11 protein-coding genes are annotated in these 12341 nt (G+C 45.6%); 6 read left to right on the plus strand and 5 right to left on the minus strand.

Features of this window, described 5'->3' with window-relative positions:
* The first annotated feature begins 6 nt into the window (after positions 1 to 6).
* Together AC55NX_RS08440 and AC55NX_RS08445 are read left to right on the plus strand one after the other, a co-directional pair.
* Entirely contained in the window at positions 7 to 354 is a 348-nt protein-coding gene (locus tag AC55NX_RS08440) for a helix-turn-helix domain-containing protein (protein WP_059122057.1), read from the plus strand.
* 145 nt (positions 355 to 499) lie between these two features.
* The gene (locus tag AC55NX_RS08445) at positions 500 to 1213 is read left to right on the plus strand and encodes a carbonic anhydrase (protein ID WP_496995317.1); all 714 of its coding nucleotides are present in this window, start codon (positions 500 to 502) and stop codon (positions 1211 to 1213) included.
* A 136-nt stretch (positions 1214 to 1349) separates the two neighbouring features.
* Here the strand turns inward: AC55NX_RS08445 and AC55NX_RS08450 are convergent, their stop codons facing one another.
* Positions 1350 to 2678: an anaerobic C4-dicarboxylate transporter gene (locus tag AC55NX_RS08450; RefSeq protein ID WP_496995318.1), complete on the minus strand. Its 1329-nt coding sequence runs from the start codon at positions 2676 to 2678 to the stop codon at positions 1350 to 1352.
* Between the two features lie 242 nt (positions 2679 to 2920).
* Entirely contained in the window at positions 2921 to 3751 is an 831-nt protein-coding gene (nadE, locus tag AC55NX_RS08455; RefSeq protein ID WP_496995319.1) for an NAD(+) synthase, read from the minus strand.
* A gap of 172 nt (positions 3752 to 3923) precedes the next feature.
* Here nadE and AC55NX_RS08460 point away from each other — a divergent pair, with 172 nt between their 5' ends.
* On the plus strand, positions 3924 to 4439 hold the full coding sequence (locus tag AC55NX_RS08460; RefSeq protein ID WP_496995320.1) for a nicotinate-nicotinamide nucleotide adenylyltransferase: 516 nt from the start codon (positions 3924 to 3926) through the stop codon (positions 4437 to 4439).
* A gap of 336 nt (positions 4440 to 4775) precedes the next feature.
* The gene (locus tag AC55NX_RS08465) at positions 4776 to 6335 is read left to right on the plus strand and encodes a DUF3369 domain-containing protein (protein WP_496995321.1); all 1560 of its coding nucleotides are present in this window, start codon (positions 4776 to 4778) and stop codon (positions 6333 to 6335) included.
* A 13-nt stretch (positions 6336 to 6348) separates the two neighbouring features.
* Here the strand turns inward: AC55NX_RS08465 and AC55NX_RS08470 are convergent, their stop codons facing one another.
* Together AC55NX_RS08470 and AC55NX_RS08475 are read right to left on the minus strand one after the other, a co-directional pair.
* Entirely contained in the window at positions 6349 to 8295 is a 1947-nt protein-coding gene (locus AC55NX_RS08470; protein WP_496995322.1) for a sensor histidine kinase, read from the minus strand.
* Positions 8296 to 8346: 51 nt separating this feature from the next.
* Positions 8347 to 10305, minus strand: coding sequence for a sensor histidine kinase (locus tag AC55NX_RS08475; RefSeq protein WP_496995323.1), 1959 nt, complete (start codon positions 10303 to 10305; stop codon positions 8347 to 8349).
* 285 nt (positions 10306 to 10590) lie between these two features.
* Between AC55NX_RS08475 and AC55NX_RS08480 the strand changes: the two genes are divergently transcribed.
* The gene (locus AC55NX_RS08480; RefSeq protein WP_496995324.1) at positions 10591 to 10938 is read left to right on the plus strand and encodes a HopJ type III effector protein; all 348 of its coding nucleotides are present in this window, start codon (positions 10591 to 10593) and stop codon (positions 10936 to 10938) included.
* Positions 10939 to 10960: 22 nt separating this feature from the next.
* Here the strand turns inward: AC55NX_RS08480 and AC55NX_RS08485 are convergent, their stop codons facing one another.
* Positions 10961 to 11275, minus strand: coding sequence for a cysteine-rich CWC family protein (locus AC55NX_RS08485; RefSeq protein WP_496995325.1), 315 nt, complete (start codon positions 11273 to 11275; stop codon positions 10961 to 10963).
* A 332-nt stretch (positions 11276 to 11607) separates the two neighbouring features.
* On the opposite strand from AC55NX_RS08485, the gene tssI reads away from it, so the two are divergent.
* A partial coding sequence (gene tssI / locus AC55NX_RS08490; RefSeq protein WP_496995326.1) for a type VI secretion system tip protein TssI/VgrG occupies positions 11608 to 12341 on the plus strand: 734 nt, incomplete at its 3' end.

The raw sequence follows: 12341 nt of genomic DNA on the forward strand, positions 1-12341 counted from the left end.
CCCTTCATGACATATACATCAGACGATCTTGAGGCGCTTTACCATGTCTGGATGTCGCAAAAAGCGAGGATGCATCTGACACAAATGGAAGTGGCCAAGCAGTTGGGGCTGACTCAAATTCAACTGTCTAATATTTTGCGGGGGCGTGAGCCGCTGACGCAGCAATTTGTCCAATCTTTCTGTCGATATCTCCATGTCGATCCCTATCTTTTTATGCCCAGCCTGATCAAACAGCAACGAGAAGGGCAGCAGCAAGTCAAACTGGTCAATCGAGTGATTATCGATGGTGACATTGATTCGGTTTATGTGGATGGCAATCAAGTCGTGATTGAGTACCGGAGTTCGGTGAGATAGACTCAAATCCCGATAAGGCATTTTCGGCCTTATCTTTGATAATTAACAACAATAAGAAATAACCATACCCGTTGTATAACAATTGTATTGGTATAGTCATCGTATTGGTATAACAACTTGGTATAACAACAAACATGGAGAGACCATGAAAAAAATTATATTGGCAATATCAGTGGGCGCTTTATTCACCGCAATGACTCAGGCTTCAGAATGGGGATATAGCGGTGAAAATGGTCCGGAACACTGGGGTCATGTTTCTAAGGTCTGTGAAACCGGGAAAAACCAGAGTCCGATTAATTTGACGGATACTGTCACATCCGAGCTGAAACCTTTGGCGATTGATTACCAAGGGCAAGTGACCACCCTGACCAACAATGGTCATACGCTACAGGCAACCGTGACCGGCAACAACACGCTGACAGTTGATGGCATGCAGTTTGAATTGAAGCAATTTCACTTTCATACCCCTTCCGAAAATTTGATTAAGAGCCATCAATATCCATTGGAAGCTCACTTTGTCAATCAAGACAGTGACGGCAATCTGGCTGTTGTTGCCGTGATGTTTGACATCGGAGCTGCCGATCATGAGTTGGCCCAGTTGACACAGAGATTACCGGGAAAAGGGGACGCTGTACCGGTTTCTTTCCCGGTGAAAGATTTACTGCCGACGGCTCAGAAATACTATCGTTTCAATGGCTCGCTCACCACACCACCGTGTAGTGAAGGTGTGCGTTGGTTTGTGATGAAACAGCCGAAAACGCTCTCGACTGCGCAGGAAAATGCGCTGACCTCAATGATGGGACACAACAATCGCCCCGTTCAGGCACGCAATGCACGTGTTGTGCTGGATGAGAAATAGTCGGATGAGAGATGGTGTTGAGTGGCATGAGCGAGTCATGTGATGTTATTCGTGACTCATCGTGCACTACCAAACTGTATGATGAATAAGCCCCTGAATTTCAGGGGCTTGTTTCGTGATGAAAGGATGAACACGCTTAGCCGATGACCACCTGAGCCAGCAGATAACCGACAATACAACCAGTCACAACAGCAATGAGACCGACAGACATAAACGAGTGGTTGAAATACCATTTGCCTATTTTCGTCGTGCCGGAAACATCAAAGTTGACGGTGGCGATATCCGATGGGTAGTTCGGGATAAAGAAGTAGCCATAAACGGCAGGCATCAAGCCGATCAACAGGGCAGGGCTTAAACCGAGCGCCAGCCCGACAGGCAGCATCATCCGAGCGGTTGCCGCTTGAGAATTGACCACGACAGAAACAACGAAGAGAGCCAGTGCAAAGGTCCAAGGATATAACTGAACCATTTCAACAATCCCGGATTTGAACTGTGGCATCGCATATTTGAAATAAGTATCTGACATCCAGGCAATTCCAAAGATCGCAATTGCTGCAACCATCCCCGATTTAAAAACGACACCGTCAGGGACATTTTTCGGATTTGTCCGGGTGACCAGCAGGATAATCCCCCCGAAGCAGAGCATCATCATCTGGATCACAACGGCCATACTGATTGGCTTCGCCCCTTCGCTGATGGTTCTGATTTCAGGCACCATCGCAATCCAGACAATACAGAGAATCGATCCAATAAAGAGTAAAACGGAGTTTCTGGCTTTTGCTGGTAGTGTTTCATTCAGCGTGGTGGCGGTTGTATTGCGGATCTCTTCTTGCCAAACGGGATCTTTCAGACGTGCCTGATAATCCGGATCATCTTGCAACTCTTTTCCTCGTCTGAGGCTGTACAAAGACATCGCGAGTGTACCGCAAAGTGTCGCGGGCACAGTGACCATCAGAATCGAAAGGAGCGTGATATTGGACTGAACATTGACTAACTGGGCCAGATAATAAACCACAGCCGCTGAAATCGGAGATGCCGTAATCGCCACTTGTGAGGCCACAGAAGCGGCAGCCATCGGGCGTTCTGGCCGAATGCCATTTTTCAGTGCGACATCGCCAATGATTGGCATAATGGAGTAGACCGCATGGCCGGTACCCAGCATAAAAGTCATGGTATAAGTGACAAACGGTGCAATCAGGGTAACGCGTTTGGGATTTTTCCGTAACAGTCGTTCGGCAACCTGTAACATGTACTTCAATCCGCCAGCGGCTTCAAGAATGGACGCACAGGTGACCACGGCCAGAATGATGAGCATTACAGTAATGGGCGGTGAAGTGGGTGGCATTTTGAAGATAAATACTTCGATAACCAAACCAATCCCAGACACCACGCCCAAGCCGATACCGCCGTATCGGGAGCCAATGTAAAGCATCAACAATAGGAACAAAAACTCCATATACAACATATTGTAAACTCCTATAACAATTCGTTACTTCATCATCATCGATACGGTAAAAAAAATATTGACGATAATCATGTTCACTCGTCGTTTTTTCAGAAGTGTTACGCGATCGGAGAGAACTCACATTATGGAATAAAAACGTGACCACAATGCAAATTTGATGTGTCTTTTATTGGATGAGAGTGTTAATAGGTTGTGGAAAATCACTCGGTCATTGATCTTCCACAACATCAGGCTGGGGGAGATTAGTCGTAAATCGTCGGAATCGGCTGACGTTTATGCTGAGTGGCCTGATAAATTGCCACTAATCGCTCAACGACGCTCTGAGGGACGGGTTTTCCTTCCAGAAAATCGTCAATCTGATCGTAGGTCAGATTCAGCGCCGCTTCGTCCGCTTTTTGCGGTGCCAGTTCTTCCAAATCAGCCGTCGGAACTTTATTGACCAGCACATCCGGTGCCCCCAGTGTTGCTGCGACTTGACGAACCTGACGTTTATTTAATCCGAACAGTGGGGCGAGGTCACATGCACCATCACCAAATTTGGTATAAAAACCGGTAATATTTTCTGCTGAATGGTCGGTACCGAGCACCAGGCCGCGCACATAACCGGCAATTTCGTATTGGGCAATCATCCGGGCTCGAGCTTTGACATTACCTTTGACGAAATCCAGTTGTGCATGATCTGCCGGAAGTAATCCGGTTCCTGCCAGTGCTTGATGAGACGCAGCATGCAGTCCGTCAACGCCCGCTTTAATATTCACAGCAACAGCATGGCTCGGCTCAATGAAGGCGATAGAGAGTTGCGCTTCATCTTCATCTTTCTGTTCACCATAGGGTAGTCTGACTGCGATAAATTGGTAGGGGTCGGTTGGATGTGCCTCATTGAGCTGATTAATCGCCAACTGTGCCAGACGCCCACAAGTTGCCGAGTCAATCCCGCCGCTGATACCGAGTACCAGAGATTTACAGCCGGATTCAGTCAATTTGCGTTTGATAAAGTCAATACGACGCTGAATTTCATACTCAGGGTTGATGGTGGGTTGGACGCGCATTTCCTCGCGAATAAGCTGTTCCATTTTGAGATTCCTTTTCGTACAAGAATAAACTGATAACATGACGCTCAAGTCACCGTGATCGGGAGATACGAGGAATCCCGTATCTTGAGGCCACTTGGGTATATAACAACTTTTTAGTATCATACCTATTTCGCCGAATTAGAAAACCGGATAATTGCCATAAAGGAAGGATATGTTGAAAATCGCTGTATTTGGCAGCGCTTTTAACCCACCAAGTTTGGGCCACAAAAGTGTGATTGATTCATTGAGTCATTTTGATCAAATTTTACTCGTTCCGAGTCTCGCTCATGCATGGGGAAAGAAGATGCTCCCTTATGAGCAACGATGTCGCTTGGTTGATGCGCTGATATCCGATTTAGACGGTGATAAGATTCAGCGTTCTGAAATTGAAGAACAGCTGTATCTTCCCGGCAAACACATTACCACTTATGCGGTATTGACCGCATTGCAGGATATTTATCCGCAGGATGAACTGACGTTTGTGATGGGGCCGGATAATTTGTTTCAGTTTGCCCGTTTTTTTCGGGCGAAAGATATCCTCAAGCGATTTAATGTCATGGCCTGTCCGGAGAAAGTGCCAATTCGCAGCACGGACATCCGTCAAGGACTTCAGCAAGGCAAGTCGATCGATACATTAACGACACCGTCGGTTGCTCAATTGATCTATTCACTATCACTCTATCACTAATGCCTTATATGACATTGGTTGGTACCTGTATACCTGAGTGACACTATGTGTCCGGTTCAGTGTACCTTCCTCTGACATCCTCAGCGCCATACTACTCAAAAATCATGTCGGCCAGCTTTCCGAGCACAGCATCAATTTCAAATACGTTCAACTTAAATATGACTTTGTTGACTAAAATGACGATTGACTCCGGAGTCACAACACTTTGATTCACAACGACAACCCATATGAAAGACCGATGCTTTTTTGATGTCGTACCGATAACTCAGAATAAAACCGTTAAGAGTTATGGGGAGTGTGCTAAAACTATATTAGGTCGATGAAAAAGAGGTGATTATGGAATTATTTGCAGATATGCGTTCAAGTTCTTCAGATAATGAAGAAAATAAAGACAGCCATTCATCGGCAAATGTTCAAGGTTTAGAGCCTTGGAAAGTGTTACTGGTGGATGATGACGCCCAAATGCATCAGATTACCAAACTGGCGCTCAGTAATTTTGTTTTTCAGAAACGCCCTTTGAAATTGATCTCCGCTTACTCCGGAAGTGAAGCCCAAGAGATCTTTCAACAAGAAGATGATATTGCACTGGCACTGATCGATGTCGTGATGGAAACGGAACATGCCGGGCTGGATTTGGTTCGGTTCATTCGGGAAACCTGTCGCAATCGTATTATCCGTTTGGTCTTACGGACCGGGCAGGCTGGTCAGGCACCGGAAGAGAAGGTGATCCAAGATTATGAAATTGATGACTACAAAGAAAAAACGGATCTCACCACCCAGAAACTGCGGACTTTACTCTATTCGATGCTGAGAGCATATCGGGATTTGTGTCTCATTGAAGAACAAAAGGAGGGGTTGAGCAGAGTCATTGAAGCCTCAGCCAAGGTCCAAAATACCAGAACATTGAAAACGTATGCGACAACGGTATTGAAACAACTGACCTCTCTGCTCGGGCTGGAAGCCTCTGCATTTTACTGCATCGTCTATCCCCATGACCGTGAAGACGGAGAGCAGGCCCTCACACTGGCCGCAACAGGAAAATATGTTTCCTTTTATAAAGAGTGTAGTTTCAGTGTGCTACCAGACTTAGTTGCTCAGCGCTGTCAGGAAGTATTGGAAAAACGTGCCTCCCAAAATTATGGGGATGCTTATGTTTTCCATACCCGCGATGAACGGGACGTAACCAACCTCCTTTATGTCAATTTAAACGGTGAATTATCGGATCTGGATAAACAGTTGCTGGAAATATACATGCAAAACATATGCATGACGTTTGACAATATCAACCTGTTTGTCGATTTGCAGGAAACTTCGGTAGAGTTGGTATATAACCTCTCGAATGCTGTCGAGGCGCGCAGCAAGGAGACGGGGGCGCATGTCCAGCGGGTATCATTGTATAGTGAACGGTTGGCGCAGTTATGTGGCTTGACCGACACACAGGTGAAGATGATCAAACATGCAGCACCGTTGCATGATGTCGGTAAAGTTGCCGTGCCTGATAACATTTTGCATAAGAGCGGTAAACTGGATGAAGATGAATGGACCATCATGCAAAAACATGTGGAGTATGGTGTCGAAATTTTGAGTAAATCAGCACGTCCGTTGATGGTGATGGCGAAAAATATCGCTGAGTATCATCATGAGCGATGGGATGGAACCGGTTATCCTCATGGTCTGTCCGGAGAAGATATTCCGATTTGTGGCAGAATTACCGCGCTGGCGGATGTCTTCGATGCCTTGGGAGCCAAACGTTGTTATAAAGAAAGTTGGGCCGACGACGAGATCAAACGGGAAATTTCGGCCCAGCGAGGTAAACAATTTGACCCACAGCTTGTTGACTTGTTCATGGCAAACTGGGACGAGTTTATCAATATTCGTAATAGTCTGCCCGATTAACTCTGAATCGCAATTATACCGTTTCTTCCTTTTTAATCTTTAATTGCTTGGGAAGCTTGAACCAATAGTGCAGACCTTGCCCGGGAGTTGATGAAAACTGCAATGTTCCCTGAAGTTGTTGGGTAACCAGATTAAACACTAAACTCAGGCCAAGCCCTGAACCACCACGTCCTCTTTGAGTGGTATAGAATGGTTCAAAGATTTTTTGATGTAAATCCTCGACAATGCCAATGCCATTGTCGAGATACTCAAAAACAACCGACTCGCCCTCTGCATAAAAGCGAATGATAATTTGCGGTTGTGCCTGCATATCTCCTCCGAATGCATGGCGTGTGCTGTTGATGATGAGGTTGGCAATGACCTGAGTCAGTCCACCCGGAAAACTATTCATCATCAGGTCTTTATCACCTTCCAGCACTGGGTCAACCGGTACTTTTCTGGTCTCCGGATACATACTGACAATTAAGGCCTGTAAGACCTGATAGATGTTAAATTGACTCTGGCTCTCGGATATTTGATCGACTGCAGTCTGTTTAAAGTTTTGCATTAATCCGGATGCCCGGGTGAGATTACTTTTCAACAGATCGACACTTAAATTCAATCGCTGTATTAGTTCTGTGAACTGATGGGTGGTGAGTGTCTGATTATGAAAGTTATCTTCCAGTTCCTTTCTGACATCTTCAGCAACCGATGTCGCTGTCACTGCAATCCCAAGTGGCGTGTTGACTTCATGTGCAACGCCGGCAACCAGTCCCCCGAGCGCAGTGAACTTTTCTGACTGAATCAGTTGGTTTTGAGCTTGCTTGAGTTGATCCATATTCTGAGCCAGTTCCTTGCTGCGTCGCTGAACTTTATACTCCAGTTCTTGATTGAGTTGTTTTAAGGCTAGTTGTCCGGACTTCAGCTCAGAGATATTCAGCGCTGTTCCCCGAAATCCGATAAATTCATAAGCGTCGTTATAGCGAGCCAGTGCCTGAAAGACAAACCACTGTTGGATGCCATCCAAGATGAGAGTGACTTCACACTGATGGAAACTCTGTTTGTGATTGAGGAAACGGTGTAAATCTTGTGCCGGTTGTAACGCCTCGATTTGCTCAAAGGGGATGGGATGACTCTCTGAGAGGTGTAAGGCTTTCAACATACCTTCTGAAGCATAAATCAACCGGAGTGAGTTGTCGGTTTCCCAAAGCCAGTCAGATGATACGTGGGCAAAATGTCTCGAACGCGTCCGTTCAAAATGGCTGCTCCGGTAAAAAGCCACGAGGTTTTGGGTTAATTTATTGGTCTCTTTGACCAACAACGATAACTCATCATCGTGCTGCGTAATAAATGGCGTCTGATAGACTTCAAGTGGCTTCCCCGGTTTCATGGGGTTGTAGTGTTGCAGGAAACGAACAATCGAAAAAATACGTTGATTGATACTTCGGTGAAAAATAACGAGGATCAGATAACAGACGAGTATGGTTTTGAGGGTATTGATAGCCAATGTCGTCAAAAACTCACGAATCAGAGTGTTGTAGATACTCTGGAGGTTCGATTCAACAACAATCGTGCCGATTAATTCTGTTTCATCACTCACCGGTTCGCGAATCGTCAATGGGTAGGCATGGCGGATCACCTTTGCTGTGTTCGGTTGACCAACGGCCATTCGGTAATTACTGGATTGAACCTCCAAATAATCAATATCGGATAAAAGCACCAGATGATCCATTCTCTGTTGCAATCGTGTCAGGTTAAAGTCCCAAATAAATGAAGCCAGTATATGTGCGTGCACATCTCGAATTTCCATATGGCGCTTTTCAATATGATCCACATGTTGTGTGTAATTGAAATAGAGCTGAGTGACCGTGGAAATTAACGTAAACACACTACTGAGCAGGATCAGAATGAAAATCATGCGTCGTCCGAGACGGCTCCGCAACGGGGAAATCAATTCAGTGCTGTATTTGCCTGTTGTCATATGCTTGCTATCCTAGCCGGCCATTGTTCATCAGGATGAGAGTGTTTACGATTAATCCAATGTCTTCGGAAGCTGAATGCGATATTGAACGCCTTGGCCCGGCTCTGAGGTAAACTTTAAATGGCCTTTCAGTTTCTGAGTGACCAGATTAAAGACCAGATTGAGCCCCAGCCCCGAACCGCCATGCCCTCTTTTACTGGTATAAAACGGTTCAAAAATCTTTTCGTGTAGTGCGTGTGGGACACCGATACCGTTATCCTGATACTCAAAAATAACATGCTGGTCTTGTGCATAGAATTTGATATGAATTTGTGGAGACGGATGTTCACCTTCAAAAGCATGAATAACGCTGTTCATAATCAAATTAGAAATAATTTGAGTCAATGTTCCCGGCAGACTTGTCATCATGAGTTCTTCATCACCTTCGAGTTGTGGTGACACCGGAATCTTTCGGGTTTCCGGGTGCATACTGGCAATTAATGCCATAAGCACCTGATGAATATTAAACTTACTACGGTTTTCAGAAACCTGATCGACGGCAGTCTGTTTGAAATCCCGAATTAGCTTCGATGCCCGATTCAGATTGCTTTGCAGCAATTCTGAGCCCGATTTCAATCTTTCCGTCAGTTCAACAAACTGAGTGGTCGTTAAGGTTTGATCGCGAAATGCGCGTTCAAACTCCTCGGTCACTTCCTCAATAATTGATGTCGCTGTTACAGCGATCCCCAATGGTGTATTGACCTCATGGGCGACACCGGCGACTAATCCACCGAGTGCGGCCAACTTTTCCGACTGGATCAATTGCGCCTGTGCGTGTTTGAGTTGCTTGAGGCTTTGCGCCAAATCATGGGTCCGTTCTTGAACGGTGTATTCTAAGCTTTGATTGAGTTGCTCGAGCTCAGCTTGTACGGATTTGAGCTCGGTAATATTCAGCGCCGTGCCACGAAAACCTAAGAAATTGTTATATTCGTTGTCATAGCGAGCTTGCGCCTGAAACATTAACCACATTTTATGCCCGTTCAGGTCGAGAGCGACTTCACAATGATGAAAGCTTTGCTTGCCGTTCAAGTATTGTTGAAGCGGAAGAGCTGTTTGAAATTGTTCAATTTCATGGAATGCTAAACGATCGCTTTCTTGCAAATTGAGTGCTTCCAGCATGGTCTCTGAGCAATACACCAGCTTCAGGGCGGAGTCGGTTTCCCATAGCCAGTCAGACGAGACGTGGGCAAAATCTGCCAAACGCGCCTGTTCGAAGCGAATATTCTGATATAAAATCGTGAGGTTTTTAGTTAACTTATTGGTTTCATTGCATAAAAGTGATAACTCATCATTTTTTTGCGTAATCACAGGATAGTTGTAGACACGCAAAGGGTGGGTTCTGTGTCTGGGATTATATTGCCTCAGATAGCGGACAATCGCGTAGATTCGTTGATTGATACTGTGGTGAAAAATAATCAGAATCAGATAACAGACCAGAGCCGTTTTAATGGTATTAATTGACAGAATCACCAAAAAGTCATGCAACAGCGAGTTATAGATTTGCTGAATATCCGACTCAACGCGAATTGTACCGATTTGTTCTGATTTCCCAGTGATCGGATCTTGAAATGTCAGCGGATAAAGGTTACTGACGGCTCGGCCAGTCACAGGTTTCCCCGCGCTGATTTTATAGTTGTCAGACTGTATTTCCAAATAATCGATATAAGGCAAATTGATCAGCCCATTGACTCTTTGTTGCAAAATTGTGAGGTCAAAATTCCACAGCGATGAAGCCAGTAGGTGGGTGTGGATATTCCGGATTTCTTGATGGCGGCGATCAACGTTATTAAATTGTTTGCTGTAGTCGAAATAGAGCTGTGCCAATGTTGCCAAAAACGTTATTGTTCCGCTGAGCAATACCAAAATAAAAATGATTCTTCGTCCCAGACGGCTGCGCAATGGATGAATCGATTGCATTTCTTCCGTCTCATGATTTGCTTCTAGTATCGGCTTTTCAGTCTTTGATGCCATATGCGCAATGCCCTGCTTCAGTCCGTATCTTCGCCATTTTAAAGAGACGTGCTTCTGCCAGAGCGAGCACGTCTAAGTTAATTATTGATGACATTAAGTTTTTCTGCTCAATAGTTACTAAAAAAATCCTTATTCTGTTGGGATGACTCACAGAAGTCCTCGAGGATAAACATCATTTTCTATGCCTGAAAGGAACTGATGTCCTCATTTTCATGACCAATCCATGAGATCTTTGTTAGACTCAGCATCGTGTAAACCGACTAACCAGCAGTAGAGAAAATTTATATGACATTCAATGAATTACTAGACATGATCCGCACTTCTCCAGAGCAAGTTGACTTTTCTGGCGTGATGCGTGTGATTGACGAGCACTATGATTTTACGCCAACCCGATTTAGCAACGGAGACGTTGTTAATGAGGCACATGAAAATCAAGGCTCATGTAAAATCTTTTCTTTTGCGAAATTACATCAATTGAGTCCTGAAGAAACACTGGCTTGTTTTGGTAACTTTTATCGTCAGGACGTGCTGCAATATCCTGAAAATCAGGACCATCAGAATATCCGTAACTTTATTCATACCGGTTGGGAAGGGATTCGGTTTGAGGGCGATGCATTAGCGGCAAAATCATAACGCCGGGATGAGACGAGAATGGCTATCGCAGCGGCTGTCGGGAAAGACAACGACGACACAGACAATGGGTTGCCCCCGTTTTCTCCCGGATTGAGACATGAAAACACCAACAGTCTGATTCACCGGCACTGACACCACAATAGGTCGGCTCTCCGCATTGCGGACAAGCATGAGATGTCTCCGTTCCATTCAGCCGTTGCATAATTTGTTCTCTCTGTTGATCAGTGTAATGACGCCACTGCCGGATCTCTTCCATGGTTCGGTAGCACCCCGAACAAAGACCATCTTCATTTTTACAACTCGCCACACACGGGGACTTGATTGCTTTTTCTGACACTTCGATCTGACTCATTTTTTGATGGAGCTGACACTATAAGAGATCGCCCTGTGAGGATGCAATATTTTGCAATCGGGTGAGCATTCACGAGGAAGCGTGAAAAATTGAGAGATGCATTCAATAAAATGCGCCCGGTAATGAAAATGAACCAATAAAGGCTGAACTCAATAAAATAAATTGCATACAATAGCAAGTTGTTGAGTAAAGCCAGATTTTCGGTTGACTGGTTTCCTTATGAAGTGAAAAAGGCAGTTTTTAAGCGAAAAGGCAGTCTCTGCGCGGATTAAAATAAAACACCGACATTCTCAAATAAAACATCAAAGGTTTTCTGCATGGCAACGTTAGGTTTCAGGCTCACGATCAATGGGGTCAATGATACGTCATTGGTGGTGCGTGACTATCAGGGATTTGAATCCGTTTCAGCTTCAGTGGACGCTGGCGGGCAACCGGTTTACGGCTATCGTTATCAGATTGAACTCGCCAGCCGCAACAGTGATTTAACTTTTGAGCAGATGGTCGATACCACGGCGCTGCTCGAAGTGCTGCGCAACGGTCAAGTGGTGCAAAAGGTGCACGGCATTATCCGTAACTTCAGCCGCGGCGATACCGGCCATCACCACACCTTCTATTCCCTGACGCTGGTGCCGTCGCTTGAACGGCTCTCGCTACGCCATAACAGTCGCATCTTCCAGCAAAAAAGCGTGCCACAAATCCTCTCCGTCCTGCTGCAGGAAATGAACATCACCGATTATGCCTTTTCCACCAAACGGGAAAGCCCGCCGCGTGAATTCTGCGTGCAATACCGCGAAACCGATTTAGATTTCTTCCACCGTCTGGCGGCTGAAGAAGGGCTGATGTACACCTTCACCCATGACACCGACAAACATACGCTGGTGGTGACCGATAATTCTGAGGGCTTTACCCGGCTTGGCGGGACGGTGCCGTATAACGTGCTGTCCGGCGGGGTTTCTGACACGCCGTATGTCTCTGCGATGACTGCGCGTAAGCAGTCTGAAGTCAGCTCGGTGTGGTTGCAGGACTACAGTTTTAAAAAGCCGACCTACAA

This window comes from Vibrio rubrogenes, from assembly GCF_059641415.1.